The 19,508-nt window shown below is 70.1% G+C and carries 12 protein-coding genes; 7 read left to right on the forward strand and 5 right to left on the reverse strand.

The window, feature by feature from the left end:
* Nucleotides 1–121 precede the first annotated feature (121 nt).
* Both fsxC and fxsT read left to right on the forward strand, forming a co-directional pair.
* Nucleotides 122–1,477, forward strand: coding sequence for an FxsC protein (fsxC, locus tag ACGFU7_RS12740; RefSeq protein ID WP_393695599.1), 1,356 nt, complete (start codon nucleotides 122–124; stop codon nucleotides 1,475–1,477).
* A complete protein-coding gene (gene fxsT, locus ACGFU7_RS12745; protein ID WP_393695032.1) occupies nucleotides 1,461–5,396 on the forward strand; it encodes an FxSxx-COOH system tetratricopeptide repeat protein in 3,936 nt (1,311 codons plus the stop codon). The genes fsxC and fxsT overlap by 17 nt, the downstream gene beginning before the upstream one ends.
* 76 nt (nucleotides 5,397–5,472) lie before the next feature.
* On the opposite strand, the gene ACGFU7_RS12750 is transcribed toward fxsT, so the two are convergent.
* Together ACGFU7_RS12750 and ACGFU7_RS12755 are read right to left on the reverse strand one after the other, a co-directional pair.
* On the reverse strand, nucleotides 5,473–6,336 hold the full coding sequence (locus ACGFU7_RS12750; RefSeq protein WP_393695034.1) for an alpha/beta fold hydrolase: 864 nt from the start codon (nucleotides 6,334–6,336) through the stop codon (nucleotides 5,473–5,475).
* A 284-nt stretch (nucleotides 6,337–6,620) separates the two neighbouring features.
* Nucleotides 6,621–7,658: a DUF3533 domain-containing protein gene (locus tag ACGFU7_RS12755; protein WP_393695036.1), complete on the reverse strand. Its 1,038-nt coding sequence runs from the start codon at nucleotides 7,656–7,658 to the stop codon at nucleotides 6,621–6,623.
* Between the two features lie 179 nt (nucleotides 7,659–7,837).
* Between ACGFU7_RS12755 and ACGFU7_RS12760 the strand changes: the two genes are divergently transcribed.
* From ACGFU7_RS12760 to ACGFU7_RS12770, 3 genes are all read left to right on the forward strand, one after another.
* Nucleotides 7,838–11,293 (forward strand): DNA polymerase III subunit alpha, encoded by a 3,456-nt coding sequence (locus ACGFU7_RS12760; protein WP_393695038.1) that lies wholly within the window; start codon nucleotides 7,838–7,840, stop codon nucleotides 11,291–11,293.
* On the forward strand, nucleotides 11,290–12,297 hold the full coding sequence (locus tag ACGFU7_RS12765) for a hypothetical protein (protein WP_393695039.1): 1,008 nt from the start codon (nucleotides 11,290–11,292) through the stop codon (nucleotides 12,295–12,297). Before ACGFU7_RS12760 ends, ACGFU7_RS12765 begins: the two co-directional genes overlap by 4 nt.
* A 192-nt stretch (nucleotides 12,298–12,489) precedes the next feature.
* Nucleotides 12,490–13,377 (forward strand): esterase/lipase family protein, encoded by an 888-nt coding sequence (locus ACGFU7_RS12770; RefSeq protein WP_393695040.1) that lies wholly within the window; start codon nucleotides 12,490–12,492, stop codon nucleotides 13,375–13,377.
* 19 nt (nucleotides 13,378–13,396) lie between these two features.
* Here the strand turns inward: ACGFU7_RS12770 and ACGFU7_RS12775 are convergent, their stop codons facing one another.
* Nucleotides 13,397–14,419, reverse strand: a complete 1,023-nt coding sequence (locus ACGFU7_RS12775) for a lytic polysaccharide monooxygenase (protein ID WP_393695042.1) — start codon at nucleotides 14,417–14,419, stop codon at nucleotides 13,397–13,399.
* 158 nt (nucleotides 14,420–14,577) lie between these two features.
* Here ACGFU7_RS12775 and ACGFU7_RS12780 point away from each other — a divergent pair, with 158 nt between their 5' ends.
* Nucleotides 14,578–15,042: a GNAT family N-acetyltransferase gene (locus tag ACGFU7_RS12780; RefSeq protein WP_393695044.1), complete on the forward strand. Its 465-nt coding sequence runs from the start codon at nucleotides 14,578–14,580 to the stop codon at nucleotides 15,040–15,042.
* Nucleotides 15,043–15,077: 35 nt separating this feature from the next.
* Complete coding sequence (locus tag ACGFU7_RS12785) at nucleotides 15,078–16,625, forward strand: trifunctional class I SAM-dependent methyltransferase/NUDIX hydrolase/VOC family protein (RefSeq protein WP_393695046.1); 1,548 nt, start codon at nucleotides 15,078–15,080, stop codon at nucleotides 16,623–16,625.
* Between the two features lie 23 nt (nucleotides 16,626–16,648).
* On the opposite strand, the gene htpG is transcribed toward ACGFU7_RS12785, so the two are convergent.
* Together htpG and ACGFU7_RS12795 are read right to left on the reverse strand one after the other, a co-directional pair.
* Complete coding sequence (htpG, locus tag ACGFU7_RS12790; protein ID WP_393695048.1) at nucleotides 16,649–18,586, reverse strand: molecular chaperone HtpG; 1,938 nt, start codon at nucleotides 18,584–18,586, stop codon at nucleotides 16,649–16,651.
* A gap of 89 nt (nucleotides 18,587–18,675) precedes the next feature.
* Nucleotides 18,676–19,485: a GntR family transcriptional regulator gene (locus tag ACGFU7_RS12795; RefSeq protein ID WP_393695050.1), complete on the reverse strand. Its 810-nt coding sequence runs from the start codon at nucleotides 19,483–19,485 to the stop codon at nucleotides 18,676–18,678.
* Between the last annotated feature and the right edge of the window lie 23 nt (nucleotides 19,486–19,508).

The following is a 19,508-nucleotide window of genomic DNA, read 5'->3' on the forward strand; positions in this document are numbered from 1 at the left end:
GACTGAACCTGGGAACGTATGACTGAAAACTGGCGTTGAATGACCGAACGCCATGGGGGTGGAGCAACGTCCGCTCCGGAATGATGAATTCGCTCGCATTCACTTCACTCCTCGGGTGCGGGTGCTCACACAGGACGGGGGTCGTGTGCACGCAACAACGCAGCAGCGAGCGGCGGACCATCGGCCGTACTTCTTCTTGAGTTATGCACATACACCGGGGTACGGCGGTGGAACGGACCCCGATATGTGGGTCGAGCGGCTCTTCCAGGATCTCTGCGGCCATGTGATGGCCATGACCGATCTGCCCGCGGGCGCGCCCGCCGGGTTCATCGACCGCGAGATACGCTCCGGCGAGGGCTGGTCGGAACGGCTCGGTGAGGTGCTCGCCACCTGCCGGGTGTTCGTCCCGCTGTTCTCGCCGCGCTACTTCGCCAGCGAGATGTGCGGCAAGGAGTGGTACGCCTTCGCCCAGCGCGCCATTCACTACCGGGCCCGCTCCAACCAGTCGGCCGAGGCGATCGTTCCGGCGCTCTGGGTGCCGGTACCACCGAGCCAACTCCCCGGCCCCGCCGAACGATTACAGTTCAACCACCGCGACTTCGGGGACCGTTACGTCAGCGACGGACTCTACGGACTGATCAAACTCAGGCTCTTCGCCGAGGAATACGAGCGCGCGGTGTACGAACTCGCCAAACGCATCGTCAGCGTCGCGGACACCATCCGGATCGGCACCGGCCGTCCCGTCGACTACCGGCTGGCCCCCAGCGCCTTCGGCCCGCCGAACAGCACAGTCGGCGGCCCCCGCCCCATGCAGGTAACCATCGCCGCCCCCACCCGGCACGACCTGCCCGAGGGACGCAACGCCGAGTACTACGGCGACAACCCGCAGGACTGGAACCCCTACCACCCGGCCGCCGCCCGCCCCCTGGCCTATGTTGCCGAGGACCTGGTGCGCTCCCTCAACTACCAGGCCACCATCTCCTCCTTCGACGAGGAGTCCGGGCACCCGGAGGGCAAACAGCCGCCCAGCAGACCGGAGATCCTGCTCGTCGACCGCTGGGCCCTGCAGGACGAGGACCGGCGCCGGCGGCTCGCCGCCTTCGACGCCGAGAACCGCCCCTGGGTGACGATGGTCGTGCCGTGGAACCGCGAGGACCACGAGAGCAGGGCGGCCGAGGCCGAGCTGACCGAGAAGCTCGAACAGACCATGCCGACCAAGATGCGCCAGGGGCGGGCCTACTGCCGCGCCGCCGCCAAGGGCGTACCCAGCATGGAGGCATTCGGGCAGATCCTGCCGCAGGTGGTCGAGGTGGCGGCCCAGCAGTACCTGAGACATGCGGCGGTCTACCCACCCGCCTCCGGCGGCGGACACACCGAACGGACACGGTTGATGGGGCCGATGGCGCAGACGTACTACACCCCCGAGACACACGACCCTGCGACGGATGCGGAGGACACGGATGACGGCCAGTCGTGACGGGCGCATCGTCACTTTCTACTCGTACAAGGGCGGCACCGGGCGCACCATGGCCCTGGCCAACACCGCCTGGATACTCGCCGCCAACGGGAAACGGGTACTGGCCGTCGACTGGGACCTGGAGGCACCGGGGCTCCACCGGTTCTTCCACCCGTTCCTCGACCCGTCGACGCTCGGTGCCACCACCGGTGTCATCGATCTGATCACCGAGTACGCGTGGGCCGCGACCAGCCCCGTCCAGCGCGCCGACGACTGGCACCGCGACTACGCCCGTATCCAGCCGCACGCCGTATCCCTCACACCCGAGGCGCTCGGCTGGGAGTTCCCGCACGGCGGCACTCTCGACTTCGTCTCCGCCGGACGGCAGAACCGCGAATACTCCGCGACCGTCTCCACCTTCGACTGGGACAACTTCTACGACCGGCTCGGCGGCGGCCATTTCTTCGACGCCCTGCGCGACGACATGAAGGCCAACTACGACTACGTCCTCATCGACAGCCGGACCGGCCTCAGCGATATCGCCGACATCTGCACCGTCCACCTGCCCGACGTCCTCGTCGACTGCTTCACGCTCAGCGACCAGTCCATAGACGGCGCCGCCTCCGTCGCCCGGCAGATCTCCGAGCGCTACACCGGCCGCCCCATCTCCATCTTCCCCGTCCCGATGCGCATCGACGAGGGCGAGAAGGAGAAGGCCGATGCCGGACGGGCGCTGGCCCGGCTGAAGTTCGACAGGCTGCCGCGAGATCTGTCCGGTGATGAACTCACCGCCTACTGGGGCGCGGTGGAGATTCCGTACCGTCCCTACTACGCCTACGAGGAGACCCTCGCCACCTTCGGCGACGAGGCCGGCCTCACCAACTCACTGCTCTCCGCCTTCGAGCGGCTCACCTCTGTCGTCACCGACCAGCAGATCACCTCGATGCCACCGGTCGGCGAAGAGGTACGGCTGCGCATCCGTGACGCGTTCACCCGGCGCAGGCCCGCGCTGCCCGCCGATCTCTTCCTCAGCTATGTGGCGGAGAACCGGATGTGGGCCGACTGGATCGAATCCGTGCTCACCCGGGCCGGGTTCCGCGTCGTACCGCGCGATGTGTCCGCCGAGCGGCAGCCCCCGGAACCGGCGGCCGTCGCCGCGGAGAACGCGGCCCGTACCGTGGTGCTGCTCTCCAGCGCCTACCTCAAGTCGCAGCGTGCGGTGAGCCTCTGGGACCGGGCCGTGGCGGAGGACCCCGGCGGTGGCCGGCGCCATCTGCTGCCGCTCAGGGTCGGTGACGTACGACTGTCCGCGCCCTACATCGACCGCAACCCCGTCGATCTCTTCCGGCTCGACGAGGTGCATGCCACCGCCGCCCTGTTGCGCGCCCTGGACCGCCCCGTACAGCTCACCGACGGTGTGTCGCCCGGACCGCGCTTCCCGGGTACCGTCCCCAGGATCTGGAACGCACCGCCGCGCAACCCCGGCTTCACCGGCCGCTCCCTGGTCCTGGAGCGGATGCGCGACCAGCTCGGCGGCGGTATGGCCGTCGTGCTTCCGCAGCCGCAGACCCTGTACGGACTCGGCGGCGTCGGCAAGACCCAGGTCGCCCTGGAGTACGTACACCGCTTCATGGCCGACTACGACCTGGTCTGGTGGATATCGTCCGAGCAGACCGACGACGTGGTGGCCGGGCTCGCCGAACTCGCCGTCCGGCTCGGCGCCCAGGGCGGCGACGACATGGCGGCCGCCTCCCAGGAGGCCGTGGACCTGCTGCGGCGCGGCGTGCCTTCGGACCGCTGGCTGCTGGTCTTCGACAACGCCGACGACCCCGAACGGCTCAGGCGCTACTTCCCGCAGGGCGGCTCCGGACACATCCTGGTCACCTCCCGGAACCAGGCCTGGTCTCAGCACGGCGACGCACTGCCCGTCGACGTCTTCCTGCGCGAGGAGTCCATCGAACACCTTCAGCGCCGGGCCCCGGGGCTGAGCGACGAGGACGCCGCCCAGGTGGCCACCGCAGTCGGTGACCTGCCGCTCGCCGTCGAACAGGCGGCGGCCTGGATCGCGGAGACCGCCACCCCGATCGACGCCTATCTGGAACAACTGGCCCAGCAGGCCCCCGAGGTCCTGGCGCTCAACCAGCCGGCCGGCTACCCGGAGCCGGTCGCCGCGACGTGGAACATCTCCATCGAACGGCTCAAGGAGCGCTCGCCCGCCGCGGTGCGGCTGCTCCAGCTCTGCGCCTTCTTCGCCCCCGAGCCGATCTCGGGGAACCTCCTGTACAGCAAGGAGATGATCGAGGCGCTGAAGCCGTACGACGCCTCGCTCCAGGAGAAGCTGGTACTGGGCCGGGTCATCCGGGAGATCGGCCGGTTCGCCCTCGCCAAGGTCGACCAGGTCTCCAACTCCATCCAGGTGCACCGTCTCGTCCAGGCCGTCATCCGGGCACAGCTCAGCGAGGAGGAGCAGCAGGACGCCCGGCATGCCGTCCACCGCATTCTGGCGGGCGCCCGGCCCGATGACGACGAGCCGATCGACAACCCCTCGACCTGGCCGCAGTTCGCCACCATCTGGCCGCACCTCGGCCCGTCCGACGCCCGTAACTGCAAGGAGCCCGAGGCCCGCAGGCTGTTGATCGACCGGGTTCGCTATCTCTGGAAGCGAGGCGACTTCAGGACCGCCGCCAGCCTCGGCGAGGAGCTGCGCGCCATCTGGAAGGAGACGCTGGGGGAGCGGGACATCCAGTACCTCTACCTCTGCTTCCATCTCTCCAACATCTACCGCTCGCGCGGCCGTTATGTGGAGGCGAAGGAGCTCGACGAGATCACCCTGGCGACGCAGCGGGAAGTCCTGGGCCCGGAGCATCCGCACACGTACATGAGCACCAGCAGCCTGGCCACGGACCTCGGCACGCTCGGTGAGTACACCAGGGCGATCGAGCTGGCGACCGAAGCCACCGACGGGTTCAACCAGATCTTCCACGATTCGCACCCGAGGACCCTGGCAGCGGCCAACAACCTGGCGTTCACCCTGCGGTCCATCGGGCAGTACGCCAAGGCCAGGGAGATCGACCAGGACGTCCTCGACCGGCGGGTCGAGGTGCTCGGCGCGGAACACCCGTACAGTCTCTCCTCGGCCATGAACCTGGCCCGTGACCTGCGTGACGTCGGGCGGTACGAGGACTCCGTCGGTATCCTCAGCCGTACGTACGACAGTTACAAGGCCACGCTCGGCCGGGCTTTCCCCGGCACGCTGAGTGCGGCGAAGAGCCTGGCGGTGTCGCTGCGCAGGGCGGGCAGACTGGAGGACGCCCGCAGGCTCACGGTGGCCACCCGCGCCCGGTACCGGGCCAAGTACACCTCCGCCAACCCGGAGTGGCTGGCCTGTGACCTCAATCTGGCGGCCGACCTGTTCGCGGCGGGCGAGGCGACGGAGGCCAGGAGCACCGCACAGGAGGTCGTCGACCAGTACATGAAGGTGCCGGGGGAGAAACACCCGTACACCCTGGCCGCCCTGAACAACCTCGGCGTCTACCAGTTGGGGTCCGGCGCGGTGGAGGAGTCGGAGCTGGTCCTGACCCGGGTGGTCGCGTCGATGCGGGAGGTGTACGGGCACGAGCACCCCAACACCCTGTTCTGCGTGATGAATCTGGCCAACGCGACGTCCGAACGGGGCGATCTCGAACTCGTGCTGGAGACCGAGCGGAAGGTGGCGGGGCAGCTCAGGCACGTCCTCGGGGCGCACCATCCGGAGACCCTGGCCATGATGTCGAACATGGCGGTCACGCTCGATGCGATGGGGCGCAAGGACGAGGCGCTGCGGCTGAGGGCGGAGACGGTCGACGAGCTGTCGCGGCAGCTCGGTGACGACCATCCGATGACCCGGATCGCCCGGGACGAGCGCCGGTTCGAGCGCGAACTGGAACCGACGGCGGTATGAGCCGCGGGAGCGTCCGGCCGCCACCGGACGCTCCCTGTCTCTCGCTGCCTCTTCCTGTCCCTCCCGGGTCCGTTCCTCAGCAGGCAGCCGGCTCCAGCAGCCAGTTGAGGATCGGGGGCAAGGCGTGCAGCGCGTCGAAGTGCGCGGCCGCCGGTTCCACCACGACGGTGGAGTTCGGGATGCGCTCGGCCAGCCAGCGGGAGTGGCCCACCGGCGAGAACACATCCTTCTCGCCGTGCCACAGCATCACCGGACCCGTGATGTCCGCAGGGTCGAACCCCCATGGATGGCTGAACGCGATCGCGTCGTCGATCCATCCCCATGCTGAAGTGCGCAGCCCCTCACGGTAGTTGCGCAGCAGCATGGTGCGGACTCCGACGTCGTTGACCACCATCCGGTCGGAGTCGGTCAGCTCCCGGCGCAGGTCGTCGATGAGCCTGACCGGGTTCTTCCTGATCACCGCGGACCGCGAGATGAACGACTCCGCGAGCCCGTCCGGATCGGCCGCGGCGGTGGAGTACGCCAGCACATTGGAGGCGGCCATCCCGTCGAACCAGTCGAGGCCGTCGGCACCCCAGGGGGCCAGCCCGACCAGTGCGGCGGTACGGGTCACCCGCTCGGGCATCAGCGCGGCGCAGGCCAGGGCGTGCGGGGCGCCACCGGATCGGCCCACCACGGCGAACCGCTCAAGCCCGAGGTGGTCCGCGATGGCCCGCACGTCCTGGACGGCATCGGCGACACAGCGGCCCGGCAGCCGGTCGGATTCGCCGTACCCCGGCCGGTCGTAGGTGATCAGCTGTGTCTTGCGCTGGTACAGTACTATGCCGCGCGGAGCCGGACCGAGCCTGCTGCCGGGCATTCCGTGCAGCAGGAAGACCGGTCTGCCGCGTGGATCTCCCAGACGCTCCACCACCAGATCCCGCCCGTCCGTTGCGCGCATCCGACTACGCACTCCGCGCCTCCTCCGTATGGTGCGGGCACCGCGTGCCCGACTTTTCCCGCCCGATTCGATGATGGCCCATCAAAGCCGTTATCGGGACTGTGCGTTGGGAAACTGTGGGGGGCGCTCGGGGGCGCGGTCTCATGCGGCGTATTCGGGGAGCTCTCGATCCGGCCTGCGGGGCTCACCCGCACCATAGCGTCCCTCGCCCGGTTGGCCCCGGTGGTATCCGGCGGCAGCCAGACCGTTTCCTTCGGAGCGTGCTGCCGCCACGATCCGCTGGGTCAGGCGCCCGTCGAACCGGCGGACGCCGTGTCACCAGTGACATCATCCGGTTTGCGGCGCATGGCCATCAGGAGTGTGACGAGCGTGCCCGCCACCGCCCACGCGGACAGCACCAGCAGGGGTCCGGTGACCGCGTTGCCCTTGAAGTAGGCGATCGAGCGTGCCACCCAGGTGCCCGCCCCGGGCGGCAGCGCGGGGCCGATGGCTCGCCAGAAGTCCGGGAGCATCGGCAGCGGGAAGGCGCCGCCGGCGCTCGGGTTGCCCGCGATCACCACGATCAGGACGGCCAGGCCGATGCCGACGATGCCGGTGAGGGCCTGCAGGGCGAGGGTGAGCATGCCGACCGCGAAGACGGTCAGCGCCCCCAGCCCCGACAGGCCCCAGAAGCTTCCGGGCAGGGCGCCGAGGATCGGGCCGATGATGATCGCGCCGCCGATTCCGCCCACGATGGAGTACAGCGCCATGACGCCGGTCCGGATCACGGCGCGCTGCCGGTTGGCGGGCTTGGAGCCGGCGCTGATCGCCAGGATCGAGGCGCAGAGGTAGCCGCCCACGCACCAGCCCACGACCAGATAGAAGGACGAGAGCCCGTCGAAGTCCTGGTCGGAGGCGGGGGCCAGGTCCACGGACCGCACCGTGCGCTGCTGGGTCGGATCGACCTTCGTGATGATCTTTGTCAGGGCGTCGGCCAGCACGGTACCCCCGCCGGAGGCGACCAGCACGGTGTCGGTCGTGCTCCTGGGACTGACGATCAGGGCGCCGTCGATCTCGCGGTTCAGGATCTGCTCGCGGGCCGTGGCCGCGTCGGCGGCCGTACGGGGGTCCAGCGGGCCGCCCGGGAGATTCTTCAGCTCGGTGATCAGCTGTGCGGACATCTGCTGGGGCGCGACGACCCCGAAGGGTACGTCCGTCGGCTTCGGCTTGTGCAGGGCCCCGACGTAGGACGCGATGAACAGCAACTGCAGGCCGAGCACACCGATGACAAGCAGTGCGGCTCGTGGAGTGACGGCGTTCTTCACCTCGTCAGCGAAAGTCATGCCCCCACGGTCCGGGGCGTCGGCCGTTCGTGCAGGTGGGACTGGGCCGAATGGCTGACCGGGGCGGCGGTCCGGGGCCGGGTGCGTGTCCCGCGTCCCGAGTATCGTACGAATGTTCGAAACTTGGTCTATGGTGGAGAGCGAGGGGTGGTGAGTGCGGATCGGTCCAGGAGGTGCAGATGCCAGGGTTCACGCATCTGCATACCGTTTCCGGGTTCTCCCTGCGGTACGGGGCCTCGCACCCGGAGCGGCTGGCGGAGCGCGCCGCGGAGCGGGGGATGGACGCTCTCGCGCTGACCGATCGCGACACGCTCGCGGGTACGGTCCGCTTCGCCAAGGCATGCGAGAGGGCCGGGGTGCGGCCGCTCTTCGGGGTGGAGCTCGCGGTGGATCCTGTGGCGGCGGAGCATACGGGAGAGGACGGGCGTACGCATCGACTGCGCACCCCGGTCCGCGGTGGTGCCTTTGTCGATGAATCCGCACCCCGGGTCACTTTCCTCGCCCGGGACGGTGCGCAGGGCTGGGCGGAGCTGTGCCGTCTCGTCACCGCCGCCCACGCCCCCGCCGGTGCCGGACAGCCCCTGGTCGGCCGGTCCGAGCTGCCCGCCGAAGGGCTCACCGTGCTGCTCGGCCCCGCCTCCGACGTCGGCAGGGCGCTGGCCGCCGGCCGCCCGGACCGGGCCGCCGCGCTGTTCGCCCCCTGGCGGGAGATCTACGGCGACGACCTGCGCCTCGAAGCCGTCCACCACGGACGCGAAGGCACCGGACCCGGATCGCTGCGGCTCGCCGCCCGTACCGTCGGCTTCGCCGCCGAGCAGGGAGTGCGGGCCGTGCTGACCAATGCCGCCCGGTACGCCGACCCCGGGCAGGGCCCGGTCGCCGATGTGCTCGACGCGGCCCGCAGGCTGGTCCCCGTCGATCCCCGCCGCGCCCCGCTCGACAGCGGCGAGCGCTGGCTGAAGGACGCCCGCGCGATGGCGGAGACCGCTGAGCGGATCGCCTCCGCCGCCGGGCTCGGCCGGGACGGCGGAGCCCGGCTGCTCGCGGAGACCCGGCGCACCGCCGACGCCTGCGTCGTCGAGACCGAGGACGACCTCGGTCTCGGCACCGTCCACTTCCCCGAACCGCATCTCGTCGGCGCCGGGCGGCGCACCGCCCAGCGGGTGCTGGCCTCCCGCGCCGCCGCCGGAATGGTGCTGCGCGGCTACGACCGCAGGCGCGACTACTGGGAGCGGATGCACCAGGAGCTGGACATCATCGCCTACCACGGTTTCGCCTCCTATTTTCTGACGGTTGCTCAAGTCGTGCATGACGTAAGGGCGATGAACGTACGGGTCGCCGCCCGGGGCTCCGGCGCGGGCTCCCTGGTCAACCATCTCCTCGGGATCGCGCACGCCGACCCGGTCGAGCACGGGCTGCTGATGGAGCGCTTCCTCTCCAAGCGCCGCGCAGTGCTGCCCGACATCGACATCGACGTCGAGTCCGCCCGCCGGCTCGACGTCTACCGCACGATCATCGGGCGCTTCGGCACCGAGCGGGTCGCGACCGTCGCCATGCCCGAGACCTACCGGGTGCGCCACGCCATCCGGGACGTCGGCGCCGCGCTCTCCATGAACCCGGCCGAGACCGACCGGCTCGCCAAAGCCTTCCCGCACATCCGGGCCCGTGATGCCCGCGCGGCCATGGAGGAGCTGCCCGAACTGCGGGCCGTCGCAGCAGAGAAGGAGAAGTACGGGCGGCTCTGGGAGCTGGTGGAAGCGCTGGACGCCCTGCCGCGCGGCATCGCGATGCACCCGTGCGGGGTGCTTCTCTCGGACGCCTCCCTGCTGCGCCGGGTGCCCGTCATGCCCACCAGCGGGGAGGGCTTCCCGATGGTGCAGTTCGACAAGGAGGACGTGGAGGGTCTGGGGCTGCTCAAACTCGATGTGCTGGGCGTGCGGATGCAGTCGGCGATGGCGCACGCGGTCACGGAGGTCAAGAGGGCCTCGGGGCAGGACGTGGACCTGGACGCCGTACCGCAGGGCGACCCGGAGACGTACCGGCTGATCAGGAGTGCCGAGACGCTGGGCTGCTTCCAGATCGAGTCGCCGGGCCAGCGTGATCTGGTCGGCAGGCTCCAGCCCGCCACCTTCCACGATCTGGTGGTCGACATCTCGCTGTTCCGCCCCGGGCCGGTCGCCGCCGACATGGTGCGGCCGTTCATCGAGGCCCGGCACGGCCGGGCGCCCGTGCGCTATCCGCATCCCGATCTGGAAGGGCCGCTGCGCGAGACGTACGGGGTGGTCGTCTTCCATGAGCAGATCATCGAGATGGTCGACATCATGACCGGCTGCGGCCGGGACGAGGCCGACCGGGTGCGGCGCGGGCTCTCCGACCCCGGGTTGCAGGGCCGGATCAAGGTGTGGTTCGCGCAGCAGGCGGCGGCGAAGAAGTACGGCGCCGAAGTGATCGCCAGGGCCTGGGAGATCATCGAGGCGTTCGGCTCGTACGGCTTCTGCAAGGCGCACGCGGTCGCCTTCGCCGTGCCGACGTACCAGTCGGCGTGGCTCAAGGCGCACCACCCGGCGGCCTTCTACGCCGGGCTGCTCACCCATGACCCGGGGATGTACCCGAAGCGGCTGCTGCTCGCGGACGCGCGGCGGCGCGGGGTGCCGGTGTTGGGGCTGGATGTGAACCGGTCGGCGGCCGCCCATCGAATCGAACTGGTGTCCGATGATGAGAGGGAGAGTGAGGTCTGGGGGGTGCGGCTCGCGCTCTCGGACGTCCATGGCATCAGTGAGGCCGAGGTCGCCCGGATCGAGGCCGGGCAGCCCTACACCTCTCTGCTGGACTTCTGGCAGCGGGCCAGGCCGGGAAAGCCGGTCGCCGAACGGCTGGCCCAGGTCGGCGCGTTGGACGCGTTCGGCGCCAACCGGCGCGATCTGCTGCTGCATCTGTCCGAACTGCACCGCGCCCAGCGGGGCGCGGGCTCCGGCGGCGCCGGTGCGCAGCTCCCGCTCGGCGGCGGACACCGGACCGGCTCCATCGGGCTGCCCGACCTCAACGAGGCCGAACGCCTCAGTGCCGAGCTGGGCGTCCTGAGCATGGACGTCTCCCGCCATCTGATGGGTGATCATCATGCGTTCCTGAAGGAGCTCGGCGCGGTCTCCGCCAAGCGGCTGCGCGAGGCACGGCACGGGGAGACCGTGCTGGTCGCGGGTGCCAAGGCGGCCACCCAGACCCCGCCGGTCCGCTCCGGCCGCCGGGTCATCTTCACCACTCTGGACGACGGTACGGGCCTGGTCGACCTGGCTTTCTTCGACGACAGTCATGCCGCCTGCGCGCACACCGTCTTCCACTCCTGGCTGCTGCTGGTGCGCGGAGTGGTGCAGCGGCGCGGACCGCAGAGCCTGAGTGTGGTCGGTGCCGCGGCCTGGAATCTGGCGGAACTGGCCGAGCTGCGGCGTACCGGCGGACTCGACGCGGTCGCGGCCCGGCTGGCGGAGGCTTCTGTTCCTGAGAGCGCCGACAGCGGCCGTCGCATCCAGATGCCCACCGGGTACGAGATGAACCCCTGGTCCGACCTCCAGCCGCCCGGCGAAGGCAACGCCACCGGAAGGAAGTTGTGGCACCAGAGCCCGGGGAGCGCGGGATGAGCACTGCATACGATGCGCCGGGAATCCTGTATCTGCGGTTCCGCAAGATCGGCGGCGGCCTCCCGGACGGCGCCGGTTACGAGGGGCTGCTCGCCCTTCTCGGTGCGTTCACCCCGGTGGTCGAGGCGGTCCCGCCCGACGGGGCGCTCGCCGATGTGCGCGGCGCGCTGCGCTACTTCGGGCGGGACGTGAAGGGGCTGGCCTCGGTGATCCGGATCCGTGCGCTCGCCCTGCACGGGGTGGACTGCGCGATCGGGGCCGCGGAGAACCCGATGCTGGCCCGGATGGCGGCACGGCAGGCCGCGCCCGGAGCGACCTTCGTGGTGCCCGGGGGCGGGGGAGCGGAGTTCCTCGCGGCCAAGCCGGCCGCCGCGCTGGACGGCGTGGGGGCGGCGACGGCCCGCACCCTGTGCGGGTACGGGCTCGACTCCGCCGGCCGGATCGCGGCGGCCCCGCTCGGCACCCTGCAACGGATCACCGGCGTACGGACCGGGCGTGAACTGTGGGAGCGGGCGCGCGGCATCGACCGTACGACGGTCGTGCCGGGCGCTGCCGCCCGGTCGATCGCCGCCGAACGGTCCTTCCCGCGCGACGAGCTGGACCGGGAGCGGCAGCGCCGCGCGCTCATGTCGCTCACCGAGGAGCTGGGGGCCAGGATGCGCGGGGACGGGCAGGTGTGCCGGGGGCTCGCGGTCTCCGTGCGCTATGCCGACCGGACCGGATACGCGACGCTGACCCGCAGCCGTACGCTCCGGGAGCCCACCGCCCACTCCGCGGCGCTCACCGAACTCGCGTACCGGATCCATGACTCGTTCGCTCTGCAGCGGGCCCGGGTGCGAGGGATCGCGCTGCGCGCGGAGGGGCTGACGGACGGCGAACGAGCCACGCACCAGCTGTCGTTCGACCCGGTGGACGAACGGGCGCGCCGGATCGAGGCGGTGGCGGACCGGCTGCGGGCCAAGTTCGGCCCACGGGCCGTGATGCCGGGGCGGCTCGCGGCCTGACGCACTGTCGTGCAAGGCCGTGGACAAGGTGAGTGATGTGGCGTCAGTTTTTACCGACGCGTAACTTCCCCCGCTACCTTACTCGCGCGTAATTTGGCTTGAGTACACGGAAAGTCAGCACGGAAGACTTGTGGTCCGGGCCGCAGGGCGCATTGACATCGCAACTCCCTTGAGCCGCAAGGAGACCACACGATGCTGCCCTGGACACGTGCGCCGCGCACCCCACGTGCGCGGAGAACACTCGCCGCACTGCTCCTCGCCGTCGCAGCGCTCGCCGCCCCCACGGCGACCGCAACCGCAGCCACCCCCACCGCCGCCACCTCCCGTGGCTGGAACGACTACTCCTGCAAACCCTCCGCAGCCCACCCCCGCCCCGTCGTCCTGGTCCACGGAACCTTCGGGAACTCGGTCGACAACTGGCTCGTCCTCGCGCCCTACCTGGTCAACCGGGGCTACTGCGTCTACTCGCTCGACTACGGGCAACTGCCGGGCGTGCCGTTCTTCAACGGTCTCGGCCCGATCGACAAATCGGCCGGGCAGCTCGCCACCTTCGTCGACCAGGTGCTCGCCGCCACCGGAGCGCCCAAGGCCGACATCGTCGGCCACTCCCAGGGCGGCATGATGCCCAACTACTACCTGAAGTTCCTCGGCGGCGCCGCCAAGGTGAACGCCATGATCGGGCTCGCCCCCGACAACCACGGCACCACCCTCCTCGGCCTGACGAAGCTGCTGCCGTACTTCCCGGGCGCCGAGGACCTGCTGAACGCCAACACCCCCGGTCTCGCCGACCAGATGGCCGGATCCCCGTTCATCACCAAGCTCAATGCGGGCGGCGACACCGTGCCCGGGGTGCGGTACACGGTCATCGCGACCAAGTACGACGAGGTCGTGACCCCGTACCGCACGCAGTACCTGGACGGGCCGAGCGTACGCAATGTGCTCCTCCAGGACCTGTGCCCGGTCGACCTGTCCGAGCATGTGGCGATCGGGACCGTGGACCGGATCGCCTACCACGAGGTGGCGAACGCCCTGGACCCGGCGCACGCCACCCCGACCACCTGCGCCTCCGTCATCGGCTAGGCCAGGCCTGAAGCACCTCTCAACGTCCGCGTCGGGCCGCACCGCCGGCCCGGCGACGGACCGAGGCGAACAGGACGGCCGCGCCCAGGGCGAGCGCGGCCGCACCGCCGATCGTCAGGTACGGGGTACTGCCGTCGCCACCCGTCTCGGCCAGGCTCCCGCCCGCCGGGGCGGGTGCGGTGGCGCTGTCCGGCTCGGGCGCGTTCGCCTCGGACGGACCGGTCCCGGATCCGGCCGCCGGAGCCGCCTGGGTGACCTTCGCGCCCGTACCGGCGTCGTCGTCACCATGGCCGCCGTGCTCCACGGACGACTTGCCGGCGCCCCCGGCGATCTCCTGCTCGGTCGGCGCGGACGCGGAAGGCGCCGGGACCGCGCCGACCGAACCACTGCCGCTCGCACCGCCGAACACCACATCCGAGCAGGCGTAGAACGCCTCGGGGGAGTCCGAACGCTGCCAGACGGTGTAGATCAGCTGCCGCCCCGAACGCTTCGGCACGGTGCCGTCGAAGACGTACGAACCGCTCTCCAGCTTCGGTTCGGTGGCCGTGGCGAAGGGCTCGGCCTCCAGATCCGACCACTTCAGGGGCTGCGTCGGGTCGTAGCCGGCCTTGGTGAGATACAGCTCGAAGGAGCCCTTGTGCGGTGCGGTGGCCCGGAACCGGAAGGTGTGCGTGCCCGCCGCCATTTTCGTCGACGGCCAGTCGGCGCGCGGCAGATCGAGCCCCTTGAACTTGTCGTTGCCCGCGCTGCACAGCTTGCCGTCCGGGATCAACTGCCGGTGCTTTCCTGCCGCGTCGGCGATGTTGACACCGTTCCAGTCGTACAGCGCCTGCGTCCCGCCCGCCGCGACCGCAGCCACGCACGCCGCCGACTTCGGATGCTCGGGCCCTTCGGCGAAACAGGCGGAGACCCGGCTGACCGGCTCCGTCAGCGAGCCGTGGGCTGCGGCCGGAGCCGCGGCGAGACCGGTCAGCGCGAGCGGCGCCGCACTGAGCGCGACGATGGCGGAGGCCTTGCGGTGGGCGGTCCTGATGACGGCCATGGTGGCAGTTCTCCTTCGGCGGTCCACATCTGGGTGGGGGAGAAGCTAGCCGCTCCCGGACCCGAAAACGGCTGCTGAGAGGGGCGTTGGCGATCGTTATGACGGCCTTAAGGACCCGCTCAGCAGCGATTAAGAACAAACGGCCGTACGGTGCGTCCATGACCGCCGACACTTCCGACGAGATCCGCCTCGCCACCCCGGCAGACGTCCCCGCCGTGCGGGCCGTCACCGATGCCGCGTACCAGCACTACATCGCGCGCATCGGCGTCGTCCCCGCGCCCATGCGGGCGGACCATGCGGCGGATGTCGCCGCGAGCCGGGTGTACGTGACGGGGGACCAGGACGTCGTCGGCGTCCTGGTCCTCGTCCCGCACGACGACCACCTCTTCCTGGAGTCCATCGCCGTCCACCCGGACGCGGCCGGCCGGGGAGTCGGCCGGCGGCTGCTCGCCTTCGTGGACGCACACGCCCGCAGCCTCGGCCTCCCCGGGATCCGGCTCTACACCAACGCCCTGATGTGGGAGAACCGGAAGCTCTACCCGCGCTACGGATACGAGCTGGTCGAGCGGCGCGTGGACGGCGCGTACGACCGCTTCCACTACCGCAAGCGGCTGACCGGTTGATCGACTGCGTCAGTGGCGGATGGCACGATCGACTCATGACGACGATCGACTGGGATTCCGCAGCCGGCTCCTTCGACGAGGAGCCCGACCACGGGCTGCTCGACCCGGCGGTCCGGCACGCCTGGGCGCAGCGGCTGGAGAGCTGGCTGCCCGGCGAGCGCTCCGAGGTGCTCGACCTGGGGTGCGGCACCGGAAGCCTTGCGCTGCTCGTCGCCGGGCAGGGGCACCGGGTCACCGCCGTCGACAGGTCGCCGCGCATGGTGGAGCAGGCGCGGGCCAAGCTCGCCGGGACGGGTACCGGGGTGTTTCTCGGGGATGCGGCCCAACCACCGGTCGGCAAGCAGCAGTTCGATGTGATCATGGCCAGGCATGTTGTGTTCCTGCTGCCCGATCCGGCGGAGGTCCTGCGTCACTGGTTCACCCTGCTGCGGCCCGGCGGCCGGCTGATCCTGATCGAAGGCGTCTGGGGCGGCGTCGGCCTCTCCGCCGAGCGGCTGACCGGACTGCTCTCGGAGCTCACCGAACGCATCCACCACGAGCGGCTCTCCGGCGATCCGGCCCTGTGGGGCAAGCAGGTCGACGACGAGCGCTACGCCCTGGTGGCCCGCGCCGAACCGCCGCACCGGCATACCGAGGTCGTCGATGTGCATCTGATCCTCCGCCGCGGCCCGGACGTCCTGCTCGCCCGCCGGGCCAATACGGGGTACGCGGACGGGCTGTTCAACGGCCCGTCCGGACATGTGGAGGACGATGAGGACGTCCGCGAGGCGATGATCCGTGAGGCCGCCGAGGAGATCGGTGTCGAGCTCGGCCCGGACGAGCTGCGGGTCGCCCTGGTCATGCAGCACCGAGGCCCCGGCGGCAGTCCAAGGACCGGCTGGTTCTTCGAGGCGGAGTACGACCCCGGCCGCCCGCCGTACAACCGTGAGCCGGACAAGTGCTCCGAGCTGGCGTGGTTCCCGCTGGACGCCCTTCCGGACGACATCGTCGCCTACTGCCGGGCGGGACTCGACGGCTACCGCGCGGGGGAGCGCTTCCTGATCCACTGGCACGAGGACGGCGACACCGTGGCGTACCAGCCGCACGGCATCCGCCGCGCCGTCCCGCTGCCGGCCGGCGGGGCCCACACCGGCGGGGTGCACCACATCGAACTGTGGGTGCCCGATCTGCCGGCGGCCGAGCAGGGGTGGGGCTGGCTGCTCAGTGAGCTGGGTCATGTCCCGTACCAGCGCTGGGAACACGGGCGGAGCTGGCGGCGCGGCGACAGCTATGTGGTGGTCGAGCAGTCACCCGATCTGGCTGGGGGGACGCACGACCGCCGCCGCCCCGGGCTCAACCACCTGGCGTTCCACGTCCGGGACCGGGCCACCCTCGACGCACTGGTGGCCAGGGCCCCGGAGCATGGCTGGCGGCCGCTCTTCCCGGACCGCTACCCGCACGCGGGCGGGGACGGGCACATCGCCGCCTATCTGGAGGACGCGGCGGGATACGAGGTGGAGCTGGTCGCCGGAATCCAGCAAGCCCGCCCGGCACCGGAGGACCCGGCGCCGCACACCGATGTATGGGTGCGGCGCCGGGACTAGGGCTCAGGCGTTGCGGTTTTCACTCACAGGGTGCGCTCAAGGCGGTCGGCCATCAGTCTGACGAAGCGCGACGGGTCGCCCAGTTCGCCGCCCTCGGCCAGCAGCGCCAGGTCGTGGAGGAGCTCGGCCGTCTCCTCCAGGCCGGTGCCGGCGTCCTCACCGCGTTCGGCGTGTGCCCGGTTGAGGCCGCTGACCAGCGGGTGCTCCGGGTTGAGTTCGAGGATGCGCTTGACATGAGGGACGGGCTGGCCCATGGCGCGGTACATGTTCTCCAGGGCCGGCGTCACATCGTGCGTGTCCGAGACGATGCAGGCGGGCGAGACGGTGAGGCGCGAGGAGAGCCGTACCTCCTTGACGGTCTCGCTCAGCCGGTCCGTCATCCAGGCGAGCAGATCCGCGTACGCCTGCTGCCGGTTCTCGCGCTCGGTCGCGGCCTCCTTCTTCTCCTCCTCGGTGCCGAGGTCGACCTCGCCCTTGGCGACGGAACGCAGCTGCTTGCCGTCGAACCCGGGTTCCGCCTCGACCCACACCTCGTCGACGGGATCGGTCAGGAGCAGCACCTCGACGCCCTTGGCCCGGAACGCCTCCATGTGCGGGGAGTTCTCGATGGCCTGCCGGGACTCACCCGTGAGGAAGTAGATGTGCTCCTGGCCGTCCTTCATCCGCTCCACGTACTGCCGCAGAGTGGTCGGCTCGTCCTTGTCGTGGGTCGTGGCGAAGGAGGCGACACCGAGGATGGCGTCGCGGTTCTCGAAGTCGCTCAGCAGCCCCTCCTTGAGGACGCGGCCGAACTCCCGCCAGAACGTGGCGTAGCGCTCCGGGTCGGCGGACATCATGTCCTTGACCGTCGACAGCACCTTCTTCGCCAGACGCCGGTGCATCAACTGGATCTGGCGGTCCTGCTGGAGGATCTCGCGCGACACGTTGAGCGACAGGTCCTGCGCGTCGACGACGCCCTTGACGAAGCGCAGGTACGGCGGCATCAGCGCTTCGCAGTCGTCCATGATGAAGACGCGCTTCACATAGAGCTGGATGCCGCGCTTGTAGTCCTGCATGAACAGGTCCTGGGGCGCGTGCGACGGGATGAAGAGCAGCGCCTGGTACTCGAAAGTGCCCTCCGCCTGCAGCCGGATGGTTTCGAGCGGGGCGATCCAGTCGTGGCTGATGTGCTTGTACAGCTCGTGGTACTCGTCGTCCGTGACCTCGTCGCGCGAGCGCGCCCAGAGGGCCTTCATCGAGTTGAGGGTCTCGGGCTCGCGCGGGGCGTCGTCGGCCCCTTCCCCGGCGTCCGCGGCGTCTGCGGCCGCGGTCTCCGGGGCCATCCTGACGGGCCAGGTGATGAAGTCCGAGTACCGCTTGACGATCTCCCTGATCTTCCAGGGAGAGGCGTAGTCGTAGAGCCGGTCATCGGCGTCCTCCGGCTTGAGCCGGAGGGTGACCGCGGTGCCCTGGGGAGCGTCGTCGACGGTCTCGATCGTGTACGTGCCCTCGCCGGTCGACATCCAGCGGGTGCCCTGGCTCTCGCCGGCGCGCCGGGTCAGCAGCGTGACCTCGTCGGCCACCATGAAGCTGGAGTAGAACCCGACACCGAACTGGCCGATGAGCCCTTCGGCCGCGGCGCTGTCCTCGGCCTCCTTGAGTTCCCGCAGGAACTTCGCGGTGCCCGAGTTCGCGATGGTCCCGATGAGCTGGACCACTTCGTCGTGCGACATCCCGATGCCGTTGTCCCGCACGGTCAGCGTACGGGCCTGCTTGTCGGTCTCGATGTCGATGTGGAGGTCGGAAACGTCCGCGCCGAGCGAGTCGTCGCGGAGTGCCTCGAGCCGCAACTTGTCGAGCGCGTCGGAGGCGTTGGAGACGAGTTCGCGCAGGAACACGTCCTTGTTCGAGTAGATCGAGTGGATCATCATCTGCAGAAGCTGGCGCGCTTCCACCTGGAACTCGAACGTTTCAGTGGGCATAATCCGTGATTCCTTCTCAGGTCACCAGGTGGGGAACCGACCTGAGCACTGTAGATCAACTGGTCATCACGGGAACTGTGTTCCGACGGTCAGGGGTGTCCGTCGTGCGGCTCCGGTGGCAGGGCCGGACCGGACTCGCGGAAGTTCAGTACAAAGCGGGCGCGCTCTCCCTGGATGCGCCGACGGACATAGAGCACCGGTTCGCCGTCGGGGGTGCAGCTGACGCCTTCACGGACGAGCAGGGGGCTCCCGGCCGGTACGCCCAGGATGTCGGCGTCGCCGATGTCGGCCCCGATCGCGCTGAAGGCGCGCCAGTCGTACTCCAGGGTGATGCCGGCGCTGTCGGCCAGGGCGCGGACCAGGTTCTCCACCGGTCCGGGTGCCGCGAGTTCCCGGGGCAGCAGGGCGGTGGGCATCCAGTAACTGCTGATGCCCCAGGTCTCGGAGCCGATCGAGAACACGGTCTCCACCCGTGAGAGGACGCCGGTGGGCCGGCCCAGATGGCGGGCCGCCTCCTCGTCGACCGTGGCGGTTCCCGCGGGCAGGGCGCCGGTGATCGTCTCCTGGACGTCCATGCCCTGTCCGGCGGTGGACTCGGGCAGTGAGGCGTGCGTACTGCCCATGTCGAACCGCTGGCTGCGGGGGTCGACCGCGATCGACACCCGGGCGACGGGCGGGCGCACGAAGGTCCCGATGCCCCGGCGGATCTCGATGGCGGCGGCCCGCTCCAGCTCCGCGACGGCCTCGCGGACGGTCAGGCGGTTGACGCCGAACTCGGCACACATCTCGGGCTCGCTCGGCAGCCGGGAGCCAGCCGGGAACTCTCCGGCGTCGATGCGTTCCTGGATGAGGCGGGCCAACTGCAGATAGCGCGGACTGGTCCTTCGGTGGTTCGACACCCCTGGATAGTACGAACCTCCGC

This window comes from Streptomyces sp. NPDC048473 (assembly GCF_043200155.1).
Classification (GTDB): Bacteria; Actinomycetota; Actinomycetes; order Streptomycetales; family Streptomycetaceae; genus Streptomyces.